Source organism: Mitsuaria sp. MSU3D, from assembly GCF_056867975.1.
On the sequence record NZ_CP200314.1, the window covers coordinates 814,575 to 831,691 of the forward strand.

At 68.3% G+C, this 17,117-nt stretch carries 16 protein-coding genes; 9 read left to right on the forward strand and 7 right to left on the reverse strand.

Translation table 11 applies throughout. From position 1 onward, the window contains the following. The first annotated feature begins 14 nt into the window (after nt 1–14). Nucleotides 15–1,478, forward strand: a complete 1,464-nt coding sequence (mdtD, locus tag AC1VNM_RS03645; RefSeq protein WP_483105886.1) for a multidrug transporter subunit MdtD — start codon at nt 15–17, stop codon at nt 1,476–1,478. 96 nt (nt 1,479–1,574) lie between these two features. Here the strand turns inward: mdtD and AC1VNM_RS03650 are convergent, their stop codons facing one another. The 3 genes from AC1VNM_RS03650 to AC1VNM_RS03660 all read right to left on the reverse strand — a co-directional run bounded on the left by AC1VNM_RS03650 (nt 1,575) and on the right by AC1VNM_RS03660 (nt 4,741). Beyond that, nucleotides 1,575–3,308: a PhoH family protein gene (locus tag AC1VNM_RS03650; RefSeq protein ID WP_377155728.1), complete on the reverse strand. Its 1,734-nt coding sequence runs from the start codon at nt 3,306–3,308 to the stop codon at nt 1,575–1,577. 384 nt (nt 3,309–3,692) lie between these two features. After that, nucleotides 3,693–4,172 (reverse strand): peroxiredoxin, encoded by a 480-nt coding sequence (locus AC1VNM_RS03655; protein WP_067270239.1) that lies wholly within the window; start codon nt 4,170–4,172, stop codon nt 3,693–3,695. Nucleotides 4,173–4,366: 194 nt separating this feature from the next. After that, on the reverse strand, nt 4,367–4,741 hold the full coding sequence (locus tag AC1VNM_RS03660; RefSeq protein WP_377155726.1) for an Mth938-like domain-containing protein: 375 nt from the start codon (nt 4,739–4,741) through the stop codon (nt 4,367–4,369). Between the two features lie 138 nt (nt 4,742–4,879). Here AC1VNM_RS03660 and AC1VNM_RS03665 point away from each other — a divergent pair, with 138 nt between their 5' ends. From AC1VNM_RS03665 to AC1VNM_RS03685, 5 genes are read left to right on the forward strand one after another with little or no spacing between them, the layout of a single operon-like run. Beyond that, on the forward strand, nt 4,880–6,106 hold the full coding sequence (locus AC1VNM_RS03665) for a pyridoxal phosphate-dependent aminotransferase (protein ID WP_431102787.1): 1,227 nt from the start codon (nt 4,880–4,882) through the stop codon (nt 6,104–6,106). A gap of 27 nt (nt 6,107–6,133) precedes the next feature. Then, nucleotides 6,134–7,444: a homoserine dehydrogenase gene (locus AC1VNM_RS03670; protein ID WP_377155725.1), complete on the forward strand. Its 1,311-nt coding sequence runs from the start codon at nt 6,134–6,136 to the stop codon at nt 7,442–7,444. Next, the gene (gene thrC, locus AC1VNM_RS03675; protein WP_483105887.1) at nt 7,441–8,850 is read left to right on the forward strand and encodes a threonine synthase; all 1,410 of its coding nucleotides are present in this window, start codon (nt 7,441–7,443) and stop codon (nt 8,848–8,850) included. Before AC1VNM_RS03670 ends, thrC begins: the two co-directional genes overlap by 4 nt. After that, nucleotides 8,843–10,132 (forward strand): molybdopterin molybdotransferase MoeA, encoded by a 1,290-nt coding sequence (locus tag AC1VNM_RS03680; RefSeq protein WP_483105888.1) that lies wholly within the window; start codon nt 8,843–8,845, stop codon nt 10,130–10,132. The genes thrC and AC1VNM_RS03680 overlap by 8 nt, the downstream gene beginning before the upstream one ends. 26 nt (nt 10,133–10,158) lie before the next feature. Beyond that, the gene (locus AC1VNM_RS03685) at nt 10,159–10,410 is read left to right on the forward strand and encodes a MoaD/ThiS family protein (RefSeq protein ID WP_483105889.1); all 252 of its coding nucleotides are present in this window, start codon (nt 10,159–10,161) and stop codon (nt 10,408–10,410) included. 94 nt (nt 10,411–10,504) lie between these two features. Here the strand turns inward: AC1VNM_RS03685 and AC1VNM_RS03690 are convergent, their stop codons facing one another. Further along, nucleotides 10,505–11,317 (reverse strand): acyl-CoA thioesterase, encoded by an 813-nt coding sequence (locus AC1VNM_RS03690; RefSeq protein ID WP_483105890.1) that lies wholly within the window; start codon nt 11,315–11,317, stop codon nt 10,505–10,507. A gap of 101 nt (nt 11,318–11,418) precedes the next feature. Between AC1VNM_RS03690 and AC1VNM_RS03695 the strand changes: the two genes are divergently transcribed. Then, nucleotides 11,419–11,589, forward strand: coding sequence for a hypothetical protein (locus tag AC1VNM_RS03695; protein WP_377155716.1), 171 nt, complete (start codon nt 11,419–11,421; stop codon nt 11,587–11,589). 168 nt (nt 11,590–11,757) lie between these two features. Beyond that, nucleotides 11,758–11,973 carry a Fic family protein gene (locus AC1VNM_RS03700; RefSeq protein WP_377155714.1) on the forward strand — a complete coding sequence of 72 codons (216 nt, stop codon included), beginning with the start codon at nt 11,758–11,760 and terminating at the stop codon, nt 11,971–11,973. Here AC1VNM_RS03700 and AC1VNM_RS03705 read toward each other — a convergent pair. Next, entirely contained in the window at nt 11,970–13,628 is a 1,659-nt protein-coding gene (locus AC1VNM_RS03705) for a flavin monoamine oxidase family protein (RefSeq protein WP_483105891.1), read from the reverse strand. The genes AC1VNM_RS03700 and AC1VNM_RS03705 overlap by 4 nt on opposite strands. Then, nucleotides 13,610–15,181, reverse strand: coding sequence for a polyamine aminopropyltransferase (locus AC1VNM_RS03710; RefSeq protein WP_483105892.1), 1,572 nt, complete (start codon nt 15,179–15,181; stop codon nt 13,610–13,612). Before AC1VNM_RS03710 ends, AC1VNM_RS03705 begins: the two co-directional genes overlap by 19 nt. 137 nt (nt 15,182–15,318) lie before the next feature. Here AC1VNM_RS03710 and AC1VNM_RS03715 point away from each other — a divergent pair, with 137 nt between their 5' ends. Next, nucleotides 15,319–16,131, forward strand: coding sequence for a CPBP family intramembrane glutamic endopeptidase (locus AC1VNM_RS03715; RefSeq protein WP_483105893.1), 813 nt, complete (start codon nt 15,319–15,321; stop codon nt 16,129–16,131). A gap of 5 nt (nt 16,132–16,136) precedes the next feature. Here the strand turns inward: AC1VNM_RS03715 and AC1VNM_RS03720 are convergent, their stop codons facing one another. Beyond that, entirely contained in the window at nt 16,137–17,069 is a 933-nt protein-coding gene (locus AC1VNM_RS03720) for an SOS response-associated peptidase family protein (RefSeq protein WP_483105894.1), read from the reverse strand. Between the last annotated feature and the right edge of the window lie 48 nt (nt 17,070–17,117).

Sequence of the window (17,117 nt, forward strand, 5' to 3'; positions counted from 1 at the left end):
GCCGGATGCCGCCCATGCCTTCCTCCTCGACGACGCCGCTCGACGTGCTCGGTCGCCCGATCCTCGATGACGCCACCCGCCGCTGGCTGCCATGGGTCGTCGCGCTGGCGTTCTTCATGCAGACGCTGGACACGACCATCCTCAACACCGCGCTGCCGGGCATGGCGCGCGACCTCGGCGAAGACCCGCTGCGGATGCAGTCCGCCGTCGTCGCCTACCTGCTGACGGTGGCACTGCTGATCCCCGCTTCCGGGTGGCTGGCGGACCGCTTCGGGACGAGGACCGTCTTCCTGTGGGCGATCGGGCTGTTCAGCCTGGGTTCGCTGGCCTGCGCGGTGTCGCCCAGCCTGCACGTGCTGGTCGCGTCGCGGGTGGTGCAGGGCGTCGGTGGCGCGCTGCTCGTGCCCGTCGGACGGCTGGTCGTGCTGCGGGCCTTCCCGAAGGCCGAGTTCCTCGCGGTGATGACCTTCATCAGTCTGCCAGGGCTGGTCGGACCGCTGCTGGGCCCGACGCTGGGCGGCGTGCTGGTGGAGTTCGTCAGCTGGCACTGGATCTTCCTGATCAACCTGCCGGTCGGGCTCGCCGGCGCCTTCGCCTGCCGGCGTTTCATGCCGGAGATCAAGGGCCCCATCGGCAAGCGCTTCGACTGGGGTGGCTACGGGCTGTTCAGCGTCGGGCTGATGCTGATGTCGCTGGCGCTGCAGGGCTTCGGCGAGCACATGGTCAGCGTCGCCGTGTGCTTCGTGATGCTGATCGCCGGCGTGGCCTGCATGATGGCCTACTGGCTGCATGCGACGCGCACGGACGAGCCGCTCTTCACGCCCGCGCTCTTCGCCGTGCCGACCTTCCGCATCGGGCTGCTGGGCAACGTCTTCGCGCGACTGGGCAGCGGCGCGACGCCGTTCCTGACGCCGCTGTTCCTGCAGGTGGGGCTGGGCTTCTCGCCCAGCGAAGCGGGCCTGTCGATGATCCCGTCGGTGCTCGGCGCGATGTTCACCAAGACGCTGGCGATCCGCCTGATCAAGCGTGCCGGCTACCGCCGCGTGCTGATCGTCAATACGCTGCTGCTGGGCGTGCTGATCGCGAGCTTCGCGCTGATCCCGCGCGGCGTCGGGCACGTCTGGCTGGCCATCCACCTCGGGCTGTTCGGGATGGTCAACAGCATGCAGTTCACCGCGATGAACACGCTGACGCTGGGCGATCTCGACGAGCGCACCGCGAGTCCCGGCAACAGCCTGCTGGCCGTGGTGATGCAGCTGTCGATGAGCCTGGGCGTGGCGACCTCGAGTGCCTTCCTGCTGCTGTTCTCGCACGGGCTGCCGCGCACCGAGGGCGCCGCGATCGTTCCCGCCTTCCACGGCACCTATCTCGCGCTCGGCGCCATGGCTGCGCTGGCGGCGTTCATCTTCTACCAGCTGCGCCGCGACGAAGGTGCCGCCGAGGAAACCGTCCAGTCGAAACTGACCCCCGAAGAGTAGGGCGCGGTCGCCCGAAAGCAGGGATCGACGCGGGAATGAAAAAGCCACCCCGAAGGGTGGCTTGGCGGGAGCGGGAAGGGCCGGCAGGCCCGCCGCTCAGAGCACCTCGGAGGCGAAGTCCGCGAGCCGCGAGCGCTCGCCGCGCGCCAGCGTGACGTGCCCGCTGTGCGCCCAGCCCTTGAACTTGTCGACCGCGAAGGTCAGGCCGGAGCTGCCCTCGGTCAGGTAGGGCGTGTCGATCTGCGCCAGGTTGCCCAGGCAGACGATCTTCGTGCCCGGACCCGCGCGCGTGATCAGCGTCTTCATCTGTTTGGGCGTCAGGTTCTGCGCCTCGTCGATGATCACGTACTTGTTCAGGAAGGTGCGCCCGCGCATGAAGTTCAGGCTCTTGATCTTGATCTTGCTGCGCACCAGGTCGTTGGTGGCCGCGCGGCCCCATTCGCCGGCGGCGCTGTCGCCGCGTCCCAGCACTTCCAGGTTGTCGTCGAGCGCGCCCATCCACGGGCCCATCTTTTCCTCTTCCGTGCCGGGCAGGAAACCGATGTCCTCGCCGACCGGGACCGTGACGCGGGTGACGATGATCTCGGTGTAGCGGCGCTCGTCCAGCACCTGCGACAGGCCGGCGGCCAGCGTCATCAGCGTCTTGCCCGTGCCGGCCGAGCCGGTCAGGGTGACGAAGTCGCAGTCCGGATCCATCAGCAGGTTCAGCGCGAAGTTCTGTTCGCGGTTGCGCGCGGTGACGCCCCAGACCGAATGCTTCTGGTGGCCGAAGTCCTTCAGCGTGCGCAGCACCGCGGTCTTGCCGGTGATCTCCTGCACCTTGGCATAGAGCGGCGCGGCGCCCGGCGCTTCCAGGTAGATGAGCTGGTTCACCAGCAGCGTCGGCACCAGCGGGCCGCTGATCCGGTAGAACGTGGTGCCGCCTTGCTGCCAGCTCTCCATCGTCTTGCCGTGGCGCTCCCAGAAGTCCGCCGGCAGCGCCTGCACGCCGGTGTAGAGCAGGTCGGAGTCTTCCAGCGTCTTGTCGTTGCGGTAGTCCTCCGCCGGCAGGCCCAGCGCGCGGGCCTTGATGCGCATGTTGATGTCCTTGGACACCAGCACCACCTCGCGGCCGGGCTGCTGCTGCTTCAGCGCCTGGACGACGCCCAGGATCTGGTTGTCGGCCTTGCCCTGCGGCAGGCCTTGCGGCAGCGGGGCCTCGAACAGGGTCGTCTGGAAGAACAGCTTGCCGCCGGCCTCGCGGTGACCGGTCTGGTCCAGCGGCAGGCCCTTGGACATTTCCTCGATCGTGCTCGACTTGAGGCTGGTGGCCAGCGCGTCCAGGTCGCGGCTGACCTGGCGCACGTTGCGGGCGACCTCGGTCATGCCCTTCTTGTGGCCGTCCAGCTCCTCGAGCGTGATCATCGGCAGGTAGATGTCATGTTCCTCGAAGCGGAACAACGACATCGGGTCATGCATCAGCACATTGGTGTCGAGCACGAACAGCTTGGGGTCACCGGCCGGCTTGCGCGCCTTGGCGCGGGTCGGGGCGGTTTTCTTCGCGGGGGCCCTGGACGGGGCCGGCGACACCAGCGCCAGCGACGGCGAATTGCCGCCGCGGGCTTCGACGGGCTCCGTGCGCGCACGCGCGCTGGCCGCGGACGGCTGTGCGGGAGCGGCGGCGGAATGGCTGGCCTCGGGCTCGTGCCGGGTCGCCGCGATCGGGGCGGCGAGGGGGGCGGACGGTCTGGCCTCGTTCTGGGGGAGCCGTTTGCTGGGCGACAGGTCGGTCGCGAAGGCGTCGGAATCTAGGCGGCTGGCGCGCTTGGTCGGAGGCTTGGGCAGTGGCATGTGCGGGGGTGACGGGCTTGCGTGATGAGCCTGGGTCGATGCGGACCAGGGGTCATGCCCCGGGCCTGACGGGCGGTGGCGATGCCGGAGGTATCGGCGGCATCGGGGGCCTCGAACTCGCACGCGGATCCCAGAAGACAAAAAGCCGCACCGGGGGCGGTGCGGCTCGTCCTTGGGAATTCATTCGCTGCGATCAGGCACAGGGGCATGCGGCTGATTATGCACAACTCGCGGCGTCCGCCCGTGACGGACGCATGGCGGCGTTGCTGTCAGACGCCGCCGTGCGCGGCTCAGCGCAAACCCGAGGTGTCGGCGATCGGATTCGATGGTCCGATGCGAAGTTCCGCGGCCCTCAGGACGTCCTGGCGCGGGCCGCGCAGACGATCAGGCGGCTTCCTTCTTGAGGGCCTTGACGGCCTTCAGGACTTCCTCGACGTGGCCGGCGACCTTCAGGCCGCGCCACTCTTCGCGCAGGATGCCCTGGGCGTCGATCAGGAAGGTCGAGCGTTCGATGCCCTTGACCTTCTTGCCGTACATGATCTTGTTCTTCACCACGCCGAACATGTGGCAGAGTTTCTCTTCGGTGTCGGCGATCAGTTCGAACGGCAGTTCCAGGTTCTGCTTGAACTTGTCGTGCGAGGCCATGTTGTCGCGGGAAACTCCCAGCACGACGGCGCCGGCCTTGACGAATTCCTTGTGGTGATCGCGGAACTGCATCGCTTCGGTCGTGCAGCCCGGGGTGTTGTCCTTCGGATAGAAGTACAGCACCACGACCCGACCCAGGAATTCCTTGGGAGTGAACTTCACGCCTCCCGTGGCAAGAGCTTCAATGTCCGGGAGGGGTTTGTTGAGCGCTGGCGTCATGTGGCGTTCTTCAGAGAGATGTGCCCGGGTGGGCATAGCCAGCGATTATACGTTGAATGGGTCGTTCCTCGCCCCCTCTGACATGGACGAGTAGGCAGCCTCCCAGAGAGAGGGAGGCAAGCCGCGGCGGCGGCAGGGTTCGCGGGGGCCGGGGCGGGCGTTCAGGACGCGATCAGGACGCGATCACGCCGGGCTCATGGCTCGATCAGCAGGGCCGCCAGCACCGCGCGGCCCTCGCTGGCCAGCACGTTGTACGTGCGGCAGGCGGCGCCGATGTCCATCGTTTCCATGCCGATGCGGGCCTGGATCAGGCCCCGGTACAGCGCGGGCCTGGCGAAGCGCAGCTTCGATCCGCTGCCGAAGATCACCAGCTCCGGCTTGAGTGCCAGGATGCGCTCGAAGTGCGCCTCGGTGAGGTCCTCGAAGCGGGTGACATCCCAGTTCTCCGGCTGACCTTGCCATGGCACCAGCACGCTGTGGGCCTGCTCGACGCCGTTGACCCACACGTGGTTCAGGTCGTGGGCCGAAATCATGTTGCCGCCGAGCGGCTGGTCGGGTTGAAATTTCATTGAGGGTGATTCTGGCAGCGACGGAGGGTGTCTCCCCGCGGGCGTGGGATTACCCGCGATAACCCTGTGTTTAAATCGATGGCCCCGATTTTCCCCTGTGTGTTCCCCTTGCGGAACCTTACCTCGCCCGGAGTCATCTTGAGAACCGTCGCCAAGTCCAGCAAGCTTTCCAGCGTCAGTTACGACATCCGCGGGCCTGTGCTGGACAAGGCGCGGCAGATGGAGGAAGAGGGGCAGAAGATCATCAAGCTCAACATCGGCAACACGGCGGTGTTCGGGCTGACGCCGCCGGACGAGATCGTCCAGGACATGATCCGCAACCTGGCCGACGCCGGCGGCTACACCGACAGCAAGGGGCTGTTCGCGCCGCGCAAGGCGGTGGTGCACTACACGCAGGAGAAGGGCATCCGCGGCGTGTCGGTGGACGACGTCTACCTGGGCAACGGCGCGTCCGAGCTGATCCAGATGGCGATCAACGCGCTGGTCAACGACGGCGACGAGATCCTGATCCCGTCGCCCGATTTCCCTCTCTACACAGCGGTGGTCGGCCTGTCGGGCGGCCGCCCGGTGCACTACCTGTGCGACGAGGGCACCGGCTGGCTGCCGGACCTGCAGGACATCGAATCGAAGATCACGCCGCGCACCCGCGGCATCATGGTCTGCAACCCCAACAACCCGACCGGCGCGCTGTACCCGGACGACGTGCTGCTGGGCATCATCGAGATCGCGCGGCGCCACGAGCTGATCGTCTTCGCCGACGAGATCTACGACAAGACGCTCTACGACGGCAACACCCACACCAGCATGGCCAGCCTGGCCGACGACGTGCTGTTCGTGACCTTCAACGGCCTGTCCAAGAACTACCGCAGCTGCGGCTACCGCGCCGGCTGGATGGTGGTGTCGGGCGAGAAGCGCCATGCCCGCGACTACATCGAGGGCCTGAACATGCTGGCCTCGCTGCGCCTGTGCGCCAACACGCCGGGCCAGCTCGCGATCCAGACGGCGCTGGGCGGCTACCAGAGCATCAAGGACCTGGTCGCGCCGACCGGCCGGCTGTGCCACCAGCGCGATCTCGCGTACGAGCTGCTGACGCAGATCCCGGGCGTGAGCGTCGTCAAGCCCAAGGCCGCGCTGTACATGTTCCCCCGCCTCGACCCCAAGATCTATCCGATCGAGGACGACCAGCAGTTCGCCTACGAGCTGCTGGCCGAAGAAAAGGTGCTGATCGTCCAGGGGACGGGCTTCAACTGGAAAGCTCCCGATCATTTCCGGCTCGTGTTCCTGCCCAACACGGACGATCTCCGTGAAGCCATCGGCCGCATCGAGCGATTCCTGGCGCAATACCGCAAACGCCACGCACGCTGACCTCCCGACCTTCTGAAAGACAAGACGATGAACCCGATCAAAGTTGGCCTGCTGGGCATTGGCACCGTGGGCAGCGGCACATTCCAGGTGTTGCGCCGCAACCAGGCGGAGATCCGCGGTCGCGCCGGCCGCGGCATCGAGATCGCGATGGTGGCCGACCTGGACGTCGAGCGCGCCCGCAGCATCGTCGGCGACGCCTGCCCGGTGGTGGCCGACGCGCGCGACGTGATCGCGAACCCGGAGATCGACATCGTCGTCGAGCTCATCGGCGGCTACGGCATCGCACGCACGCTGGTGCTGGACGCGATCAAGGCCGGCAAGCACGTGGTGACGGCCAACAAGGCGCTGCTGGCGGTGCACGGCAGCGAGATCTTCGCCGCGGCGCGCGAGCAGGGCGTGATGGTTGCCTTCGAGGCGGCGGTGGCCGGCGGCATCCCGATCATCAAGGCGCTGCGCGAGGGCCTGACGGCCAACCGCATCGAGTGGATCGCCGGGATCATCAACGGCACGACCAACTTCATCCTGTCGGAGATGCGCTCCAAGGGGCTGGACTTCGCGACGGTGCTGAAGGAGGCGCAGCGGCTGGGTTACGCCGAGGCCGATCCGACCTTCGACATCGAGGGCGTGGACGCCGCGCACAAGGCGACGATCATGAGCGCGATCGCGTTCGGGATCCCGGTGCAGTTCGATCAGGCGCATGTCGAGGGCATCACGGCGCTGCAGGCGACCGACATCAAGTACGCGGAGCAACTCGGCTACCGCATCAAGCTGCTGGGCATCGCCCGCAGAAGAGACAACGGCATCGAGCTGCGCGTGCATCCGACGCTGATCCCGTCGGGCCGGCTGATCGCCAATGTCGAGGGCGCGATGAACGCGGTGCTGGTGCAGGCCGACGCGGTCGGCACGACGCTGTATTACGGCAAGGGCGCGGGCGCGGAGCCGACGGCCTCGGCGGTGATCGCCGACCTGGTCGACATCACGCGTCTGGCGACGGCCGATCCGGACCACCGCGTGCCGCACCTGGCCTTCCAGCCGGACGCGATGAACAACACGCCGATCCTGCCGATGGCGCAGGTGCAGACGGCGTTCTACCTGCGGCTGCGGGTGGCGGACCAGGCGGGCGTGCTGTCGCGCATCACGACCATCCTGGCCGAGCACGAGATCAGCATCGACGCGGTGCTGCAGCGCGAGTCGGCCGAAGGCGAGAGCCAGACCGACCTGATCATCCTGACGCACGACACGCAGGAAGGCCGCATGAGCGAGGCGCTGGCGAAGATGCAGGCGCTGCAGACCGTGCTGGCGCCGATCGTGAAGCTGCGCAAGGAAGAGCTGGCGTGAAATACCTCAGCACCCGCGGCGACAAGGCCGAGCGCCACTTCTGCGACATCCTGCTGGAGGGCCTGGCGCCCGACGGCGGGCTGTATCTGCCGGTCGCGTATCCGCAGATCGATGCCGCCACGCTCGGCCGCTGGCGCGGCCTGTCGTACGCCGACCTGGCGTTCGAGATCCTGTCGCTCTACATCGACGACATCCCCGCGGCCGACCTGAAGGCGATCGCGCACCGGACCTACACCGAAGCCGTCTTCGGCACGCCGCAGATCACGCCGCTGAAGCCGCTGGAGCCGGGCCTGGCGCTGGTCGCGCTGTCCAACGGCCCGACGCTGGCGTTCAAGGACATGGCGATGCAGCTGCTCGGTCAGCTGTTCGAGTACGAGCTCCAGCGCCGCGGCGATACGCTGAACATCCTCGGCGCGACTTCCGGCGACACCGGCAGCGCCGCCGAGTACGCGATGCGCGGCAAGGCCGGCATCCAGGTCTTCATGCTGAGCCCGCACGGCCGCATGAGCCCGTTCCAGCAGGCGCAGATGTTCAGCCTGCAGGATCCCAACATCCACAACATCGCCGTGCAAGGCGTGTTCGACGACTGCCAGGACATCGTCAAGGCGGTGTCCAACGACCTCGACTTCAAGCGCGGTCACCGCATCGGCACCGTCAACTCGATCAACTGGGCGCGACTGCTGGCGCAGGTCGTCTACTACTTCGCCGCGTACTTCCAGGCGACGAAGACCGACGGCGAACGCGTGAGCTTCACCGTGCCGTCGGGCAATTTCGGCAATGTCTGCGCGGGCCACGTGGCGCGCAGGATGGGCCTGCCGATCGAGCGCCTGGTCGTGGCGACCAACGAGAACGACGTGCTCGACGAGTTTTTCCGCACCGGCGTCTATCGCCCGCGCGGCGCCGAGCACACGCTGGAGACCTCCAGCCCGTCGATGGACATTTCCAAGGCGAGCAACTTCGAGCGTTTCGTGTTCGATCTGCTGGACCGCGACGCCTCGCGCGTGAAGCGGCTGTTCGGCGAGGAACTGGCCTCGAAGGGCTTTTTCGAGATCACCGCCGAGGAGCGCGCCCGCATCAGCGAACGCTACGGTTTCGTCTCGGGGCGCAGCACGCATGAGGATCGCGTGGCGACGATCCGTCTGTGCCATCAGCAGTACGGTGTCGTCATCGACACGCACACGGCGGATGGCTTGAAGGTCGCGCTCGCGAAGCGCGAGCCGGGCGTGCCGATGCTGGTGCTGGAGACGGCGCTGCCGGCCAAGTTCGCCGTCACCATCGAGGAAGCGCTCGGCATCGTGCCGCCGCGCCCGGCCGCGCTCGACGATCTCGAGACGCGTCCGAAGCGCGTCAGCGTGATGCCGGTCTCGGTGGAACAGGTCAAGCAGTTCATCGTCGACCATGTCTGACGCGAAGAACGCCCCGGACGCCGCTGCCACACCGCGCGCGCCGATGATGCCGATGGAGGAGGCGCTGGAGCGCCTGCTCTCGCAGGTCACGCCGCTGGGGCGGACCGAGTCGGTGACGACGCCGCTGGTGCGCGGTCGCGTGCTGGCGCAGGACCTGGTCTCGCCGCTGGACGTGCCGCCCTACGACAACAGCGCCATGGACGGCTACGCGATGCGCGCGGCCGACGTCGCGGCGCTGGGCGGCGAGGGCGCGGTATTGCCGGTGTCGCAGCGCGTGGCGGCGGGCTCGGTGCCGCAGCCGCTGCAGCCCGGCACGGCGGCGCGGATCTTCACCGGCGCGACCGTGCCCGAGGGCGCCGACTCCGTGCTGATGCAGGAGCAGTGCGAGGCGATCGCCGATGCCACGGGCGCGGCGGGCAGCCTCGGTCAGGTGCGCATCAACGGGCCGCTGACGGTGGGCCTGCACATCCGCCGTCGAGGCGAGGACCTGCGCGTCGGTCAACTGGTGCTCAGCGCCGGCATGCGCCTGAATGCGGCCTCGCTGGGCCTGGCCGCGACGGCCGGCGCGGCGGCGCTGACGGTGGCGGCGCGCCCTCGCGTCGCGCTGTTCTCGACCGGTGACGAGCTGGTGCTGCCGGGTCAGCCGCTGGGTCCCGGCCAGATCTACAACTCCAACCGTACGACGCTGCACGCGCTGCTGCTGGCGATGGGGTGCGAGGTACGCGACCTGGGCATCGTGCCCGACTCGCTCGAAGCGACCCGCGTGGCCTTGCGCGAGGCATCGAAGGACGCGGACCTGATCCTCAGCTCCGGCGGCGTGTCCGTCGGCGAGGAGGACCACCTGAAGCCCGCGCTCGAGCGCGAAGGCCGTCTGGACCTGTGGCAGATCGCGATCAAGCCCGGCAAGCCGCTGGCGTTCGGCGAGGTGACCAGCACCGGCGGGCGCACCTGGTTCATCGGACTGCCGGGCAATCCGGTGTCGAGCTTCGTGACCTTCCTGCTGTTCGTGCGGCCGGTGCTGCTGCGGATGCAGGGCGCGACGCAGCTGACGCCGCGCGCCTTGCCGTTGCCGGCCGAGTTCACCTGGACGAAGGCCGACAAGCGCCGCGAGTTCCTGCGCGCGAAGCTGAGCGACGTGGGCGGGCTGCAGCTGTTCGGCAACCAGAGTTCGGGCGTGATGAGTTCGGCGGCGTGGGCCGACGGCCTGATCGACCTGCCGCCCGGCAGCACGGTGGCGCCGGGTCAGGTCTTGCGCTTCATTCCGTTCAACGAGCTGTTCTGACGGCTGTTCTGACGAATCGACCCGAGATGACGATCACCGTGCGCTACTTCGCCTCGCTGCGCGAGGCCCTGGGGACAGACGAACGCTTCCCGCATCACGCCGGCGCGACGCTGGGCTCGATCCGCGATGCGCTGATCGCCAGCGACGCGACGCACGCGGCGGCGCTGGCGCGCGGCCGCGCGATCCGTTGCGCGCTGAACCAGCAGATCCTGCCCGAGGACACGGCCGTCGAGGACGGCGCGGAAGTGGCGTTCTTCCCGCCAGTCACGGGCGGTTGAATCGGTGACCGATCCGGCGGACGGGCTCGGCCGCCGTTCAAGGTCAGGCGGCGGATGAACGTGGCCGTTGATCGCCGCAGCGGCGAGTGCCGCCTCACTCCTTGAAATACACCATCTGGTGCGTGCTGGCCAGCATGTGGCCGTCGTCGCTCCAGACTTCGGCGGTCTGGTCGAAGTAGCCGTTGCGGAAGTTGAGCGCCTTCGCCATCGCGAGCACATGCCGGTCGCCCTGCTGCGCGAGCATGACGGCGTCCGCATGGAAGTAGGTCGTCAGCGTGACGGTGCCGATCGCGCCGGGCTTGCGGCGGCGGACGAAGATGCGCGGGAAGAAGCTGTCGCAGATCGCGGCGAGGGACGGGAAGTCCATCGGGCGCGCGGGCTCGTCGCGGACCCAGTAGCGGCTGATCGAGTGCGGCTGCTCCTGGCCGTCGAACGGCCCAGGACCGAAGCCGGGCAGGAAGCGCATGTCGTAGCGCGAGACCCAGGCGGGCAGGAAACCGACCTTCGGCAGCGGCTTCAGTTCCGCTGCGGGCGGGATGCCCGCCGGCAGTTCGGCCTCCTTCGCGGACCAGGTCTCCCGACGCTGCGCGAAGACGGCGCTGCCGGTGGCGGCCACCTCGCCGTTCTGCGTGAGCTCGAGCACCCAATGCTGGGTCGACCGGTTCGTGCGGGCGGGTCGGGCTTCGACCTCGAAGGCGCCGTCGGCCAGCGGGCTGCAGAAGTTGATCGTCAGCGCGATCGGCTCGCCGATGCGCTCCGAATGCAGCAACGCGGCGTTGAGCATCGCCGCACCGGTCGTGCCGCCGAACGGACCGACCATGTTGGCGTAGGCCGGATTCGTCGCACCGGCGAAGCGGTGGCCGCCGGCAGGGGCGAGCAGGATGGCTTGGTCGAGGTCGTGAGGCATGCGGGCTCCTTGAGGCCAATTCTTACTGATCCGAGTCATGGACGCTCGAGGAGGCCTCACGCAAGATCTGACCCTCATCAACGACATCAGGAGTGACGACGATGGATGAAGCGATCAGGAAGCGGATCGGCATTCCGGCATTGAAGGAACGGATCATGCATCCCGCCAAGCACATGACGCCGCGGGAGGGTATCGATCCGGAGACGATGGCTGCGGCGAAGAAGGTCATGGAAGTGCATCGGGACGTTCTTCGCGCCCTTGCCAAGCGATGACGTCATGCTCAGCGAGCAAGAGGTCCGCGACTTTCATGAGTCCATCCTGTTGAATGAGGGTGGCTTGCCAGGTGACCGCGATGTCGGTTCTCTGGACGGTGCGCTGGCACGCGTCAGCCACCGGCTTCAGTACGGAGAGATCGGAGATGTCTTTGAGAGATTGCAGCCATGTATGCGGTGGCAGTCGCTCGGGGGCATGTCTTCAATGACGGAAACAAGAGGACCGGCCTCGTCGCTGCGTTGACCTATCTGGGCAGGGAGGGAATCGACCTGCAGAGGTGTCTTCAACTTGAAGAGGCTATGGTTTGCGTTGCGGAGGGATCCTTGGACGAAAAAGGGTTTGCTGAAATTCTGCAAGCGCTGCATCACGCACCGCGCTTCTAGCGAGGAGGTCGGCGCGTCAAGCGCGCCGCCACCACCTCACCTTGCGTGAACGCCTCCTCGAACACCGAGTACCCCGCCAGATCCGCATGCGCGAAATGAAGCCGCCCTTGCGGGCGCTCGCGCAGCGCGGTCAGCGCCTGTGACCCGCGCAGCCCCGGATGCGGAATGCTCATCGCGTGTCCGTAGCGCATCAACTCGATGCGCTGCAGCCGCTCCGGCAGGTCCGGGTGCATCGGCGCCATGTCCGCGAGCACGCGCGCCGCCCACGCGCGCCAGTCGTCCTGCAGCAGGTCCTTGCGCTGTGACTCGCGCAGCGAGCGGTAGGCGGTCAGCACCATCGGACCACGGCTCGGATCGAGGTCCTGCTGGTTCGCGTTCACATAGCCCAGGGCCTCGCCGCCGTAGGCGACGTTGTCCCAGGACATCGGCGCGCCGAGCCGCTCCAGCGGCGGTGCGTCGAGCAGCAGGTTCGTCACCAGCCACGGCGCGTAGCGCATGCCTTTCGCGGCCTCGATCAGCGCTGGCGGAGGCTGCTCCGGCAGCCGCGCCGCGATGAACAGTGGCATCGCCATCACGACCTGATCGGCGGCCCATTGCTCCGCCACCTGGTCCTTGTCGTTCCAGACGAGCACCTGCACGCCATGGCGCTCCTCGCGCACGCGCAGCGCCGTGCGTCCGCCGTGGAAGGTCTCCGCCAGCGGCGCGGCCAGGCGCTCGGACAACCAGCCATTGCCTTGCGGCCAGGTCAGCACGGCCTCGCGTTCCTCGCCGCTCATGAAGCCGTGGCGGCTGCCGAAGTAGTGCAGCCCCGCCCACGCGGACACCTGCGTCGCATCGGCGCCGTAGTCGTCGCGGCAGCAGTAGTCGAGGTACCAGCGCAGCGGCGCGGCGGTCAGTTGGTGCTCGTCGAGCCACGCGGCGAAGGTCTTCGCGTCGAGCGCCTGGTGCGCCGGCGTCCATGCGCGATGGGTGCTCGGCATGGCGAAGCCGACCTCATGCCGCGCCCGGTCGACCAGCTCGCCGAAGCGGCGGTACTGCGCCTGCACCTCCGGCGACTCGGCCGGCGGCAGCAGCCCGTCGACCCATTGGTCATGCCACCAGAGCCGCTCCTGCGGGCTGTGGCAGAGCCAGCGTTCCTCGTAGACGGTGCGGCCATGCTCCTGGCGGGCGAGGCCGAGGTCCTCCAGCAGCGCGCGCACCTCGACGGCCTCCGGCCCCGGCGTGGGCAGGTAGTGCGCGCCGAGCGGGCAGCGCAGCCCTTCGCCGAGCGCCGGGCCTGCGCCGATGCGATGCCCGCGGCTGTTGCCACCGGGGGCATCCTCCAGATCGAGCAGCGCGACATCGACGCCTTGCAGTCGCAGACGGCGCGCGCAGGCCAGTCCCGCGATCCCCGCGCCGAGCACCAGCACCTGCGCGCGCTGGGGCGCGCCGGTCGCTGCCGACCAGGCGGGCAGGGCGCCGCGCAGCCGATGGCCGCGCTCCCAGTTCGCGCCGGTCCAGCCGCCGGGCAGTTCCACGAGGCGCTCGGCCAGCCGATCGGCGAGCGGCCGCGCATCGCGCCCGCAAGCCGACAGCATCGGCACCAGCGATGTGGCCAGCGAGGCCGCCAGCGTGCGCGTCAGCAGGTCACGCCGCTTCAATGCAACTTGCCCCATTCGCGCTCGAACTCGTGGACCAGCACCTGGTTGGACAGGCGGTTCACTTCGAGGTGTTCCGGCCGCGCCATGTCCGGCGGGAAGCTCATCAGCGCCGGGATGCCGTCGATGCTCAGGAAGCGCAGCCCGTCCGGCAGCTTTCTCGGCATCGACCACGGACGCCGGCTCGCCAGCACGAAGCCCCATTCGCCGAAGCTCGGCACGTGGGCGTGGTACGGCGTCGCGGTGAGGCCGACCGACTCCACCGTGTTGACGACGGTCCAGAACGCGCGCGGCGCCACCAGCGGCGAGGTCGACTGGATCACCGCGTACCCCGACGCGCTCAGATGCTGGTCGACCATCTTGTAGAGGCTGGCCGTGTACAGCTTGCCGAGCGCGAAATTGCTCGGATCGGGGAAGTCGATGACGATGACGTCGAAGATCTCGTCGGTCGTCTCCAGCCAGCTGAAGGCGTCCGCGTTGACGATGTGCAGCTTCGGGCTCAGCAGCGCGTCCTTGTTCAGCTGCCTGAGCAGCGGCATCGTCGAGAACAGCGTCGTCATGTGCGGGTCGAGCTCGACCAGCGTGACCTGCTCGACGGATGGATAGCGCAGGATCTCGCGCACCGCCATGCCGTCGCCGCCGCCCAGCACCAGCACCTTGCGTGGCGCGCCCTGCGCGGCCATCGCGGGGTGCACGAGGGCCTCGTGATAGCGGTACTCGTCGCGCGAGTGGAACTGCAGGTTGCCGTTCAGGAACAGCCGCGTGCCCGCCGCGCCCTGCGTGACGACGATGCGCTGGTAGTTGCTGCTTTCCTTGAACACGATCTGCTCGCCGTAGAAGCGGTCCTCGGCCCAGGTGCTGAGCCGGTCGGCGCCCGCCATCGCCGCGGCGAGCAGGCCGATCGCCACCGCGCAGGTCAGCGCGTGCGAGCGCCAGCCGCGCAGCTCCGCGCGGAACAGCCACAGCGCCCACACCGCGACCGCGACGTTCAGCAGCCCGAAGAACAGCCCCGTGCGCACCAGCCCGAGGTGGGGCACCAGCAGCAGCGGAAAGGCCACGGCGACCAGCAGCGCGCCGAGGTAGTCGAAGGTCAGCACCTGCGACACCAGTTCCTTGAGCGCGTAACGCTGCCGGAAGTGACGCTTGAGGATGCGCATCACCAGCGGGATCTCCAGGCCCACCAGCATGCCCACGAGCAGCACCAGCCCGTACAGCAGCACGCGGAAGGCGGCGACCTGCGACGGCGGCAGCAGGCTGTGCGCGGTGAAGAGCGCCGCGGGCATCAGCCCGCCGATGACGCCGACGAGCAGCTCCAGCCGCAGGAAGTGCGCAACCAGCTGGCGGTCGATGTAGCGCGACAGCCAGGACCCGACGCCCATCGCGAAGAGGTAGGCGCCGATGATGGTCGAGAACTGCAGGACGGAGTCGCCGAGCAGGTAGCTCGCGAGCGCGCCGGCCGCGAGTTCGTAGACCAGCCCGCAGGCGGCGATGACGAAGACGCTGGCGAGCAGCAGCACCTCGGGCAGCGAGGCGCGCGCGGGGGCGTCGTCGACGGTGGGCTCTTGAGACATGGGGCGCGAGGCTATCACGCGCGCGAGGGTGGTTTCAGCCTTGGCGCGCGGCCTCGGGCGCGCCTCCCCCCACTGGGGGAAATCCCCTTCGATCCCGATACCGATCAGCAACAAACGGGCCCTACAGTCCGGATCCCATGCCGGACAACAAGTCGCCCTTTCCTTCCGCCCTGCAGGCGGGCCTGCTCCTGCTGGCCACGCTGGTGCTCCAGCAATTGGTGGGCGCGGCGCTTTACGACTTCCGCGAGACCTTGGGATTGAGCCTCGAGCAGATGACCGTGCTCGTCACGGTGCTGGCCGACGGCATCGTCATCGCCGTGGCGATGCAGATGCAGGGCGTCGGTTACCGGGAGGTCGTCCATCCCGACCTGTCGTCGCTGCTGCCGACGCTCGTCCTGGTCGTGCCCGCGGTGCTGCTGCTCACCCCGCTGCTCCTGCTGCTGAACTCGGTGCTCTTCACCGGCCTGCAGGCCGTGCTGCCGCTCTCGGACTACGAGGCGCGGGCGTTCACCGAGCTCCATCAGCCCTCGCTGTCGATGGCGCTCATGGTCTGCGTGGTGGCGCCGGTCGTGGAGGAGATGCTCTTCCGGGGCGTGCTGCTGCGCGGGTTCCTGCAGCGCTATCCAAGAGGCCTGGCGATCGGCTATTCCGCGCTGTACTTCGGCGTCGCGCACCTGAACATCTACCAGTTCTGCCTGGCCTTCCTGCTGGGGCTGCTGCTCGGCCTGCTGTACGAGCGGGGCCGCTCGCTGATGCCCTGCATCGCGCTGCATGCGGCGTTCAACACGACGGGTTTCCTGTTGAGCGATCCTGGCGAGGGGACGTCGGACGCCGGGTCGGCGATCGCGTCAGGCGCCTCGGCGGGCTCGCTGTTGTGGCTGACGGCCCTGATCGCGGCCGTGATCGGCGCGCTGGCGCTGCACAAGCTGCTCGGTCTGTGGCGGCGATGAGCTGATCAGGCCGCGAGCCGGTGCTCGTAGAACGGTCGCTCGCGGTCGTCGAGCAGGCGCTGCATGGCCGCCACATCGCCTTGCGGGTTCAGCCACGCGTCGAGGTGGGCCTCCTTGATCGGGATCACGCAGCGGTCGTGTCCCGTGGCCGCGATCTCGGGCGGCGGGTCGTCGGTGATCGCGGCGAAGGACAGGAGCGGCGGCTCGCCGGGCGCGTCCGGCGATTCCCAGCGTGACCACAGGCAGGCCACCAGCATGTCCCCGTGGCCTTGCGGTCGGAACTCGAGCACCACCTTGCGGCCGTCGCGCTCGACGATCTCGAAGAACGCGTCCGCGACCATCACGCCGTGGCTCACGCCGAACTGGCCCTTCCAGAAGCCGGCGAGGCCGTCGCGGCGCGCGTTGTAGGTGCCTGGGAACCTGGTGTCGAAGAATGCGGGCTTGCCGGCGGGGCGGCACTGGTAGCGCATCGGCTTGAGCACGCGCTGGCCGTTCTCCATGACCAGGACGGGCACGTACCAGCCGGGGTAGATGCGCGAGTCCTGTTCCTCGGTCGGCAGATCGCGGCGCAGGTCGCCGAGCCAGCGCAGGCGCTGGTCGATCTTGTTCAGGGCGATGCGCCGGCTGTCCTCGGCGGTCCTGGTCGCTTTCGCGGCGAGCTTGCGTTCGGCGTCGGCGACACGGCGGCGCAGCTCGAAGAGTTCCTGCTCGATCTCCCCGGTCCGTGATTCGCGGTAGCGGACGACGGCGTCCCAGGCGCGCTGCTCTTCGTCCGTGCGCGGGTCGGCGAACATCGCCTCCATCGTCTTGGGCAGCGGCAGCTTGCGGCCGTCGGCGCGTTCCCAGAAGAGCTCGATGTAATCGGCCAGCGAGATCTTCACGCCCAGGCGGGCGCAGAAGGTCTTCCATTCCTGGCGGATGCGGGCGCTGTAGCACATGGCGGCGATGCTAGCGCCGGGGTGTCGAGGGTCGAGTCCCTCACTCGG

Coding starts and splice junctions, on each gene's coding strand:
- AC1VNM_RS03685 (WP_483105889.1), top strand. CDS start 10,159: ATGACGATCACCGTGCGCTACTTCGCCTCGCTGCGCGAGGCCCTGGGG.
- AC1VNM_RS03670 (WP_377155725.1), top strand. CDS start 6,134: ATGAACCCGATCAAAGTTGGCCTGCTGGGCATTGGCACCGTGGGCAGC.
- AC1VNM_RS03695 (WP_377155716.1), top strand. CDS start 11,419: ATGGATGAAGCGATCAGGAAGCGGATCGGCATTCCGGCATTGAAGGAA.
- AC1VNM_RS03715 (WP_483105893.1), top strand. CDS start 15,319: ATGCCGGACAACAAGTCGCCCTTTCCTTCCGCCCTGCAGGCGGGCCTG.
- AC1VNM_RS03655 (WP_067270239.1), bottom strand. CDS start 4,172: ATGACGCCAGCGCTCAACAAACCCCTCCCGGACATTGAAGCTCTTGCC.
- AC1VNM_RS03680 (WP_483105888.1), top strand. CDS start 8,843: ATGTCTGACGCGAAGAACGCCCCGGACGCCGCTGCCACACCGCGCGCG.
- AC1VNM_RS03660 (WP_377155726.1), bottom strand. CDS start 4,741: ATGAAATTTCAACCCGACCAGCCGCTCGGCGGCAACATGATTTCGGCC.
- AC1VNM_RS03650 (WP_377155728.1), bottom strand. CDS start 3,308: ATGCCACTGCCCAAGCCTCCGACCAAGCGCGCCAGCCGCCTAGATTCC.
- AC1VNM_RS03705 (WP_483105891.1), bottom strand. CDS start 13,628: ATGGGGCAAGTTGCATTGAAGCGGCGTGACCTGCTGACGCGCACGCTG.
- AC1VNM_RS03710 (WP_483105892.1), bottom strand. CDS start 15,181: ATGTCTCAAGAGCCCACCGTCGACGACGCCCCCGCGCGCGCCTCGCTG.
- mdtD (WP_483105886.1), top strand. CDS start 15: ATGCCTTCCTCCTCGACGACGCCGCTCGACGTGCTCGGTCGCCCGATC.
- AC1VNM_RS03700 (WP_377155714.1), top strand. CDS start 11,758: ATGTATGCGGTGGCAGTCGCTCGGGGGCATGTCTTCAATGACGGAAAC.
- AC1VNM_RS03690 (WP_483105890.1), bottom strand. CDS start 11,317: ATGCCTCACGACCTCGACCAAGCCATCCTGCTCGCCCCTGCCGGCGGC.
- AC1VNM_RS03720 (WP_483105894.1), bottom strand. CDS start 17,069: ATGTGCTACAGCGCCCGCATCCGCCAGGAATGGAAGACCTTCTGCGCC.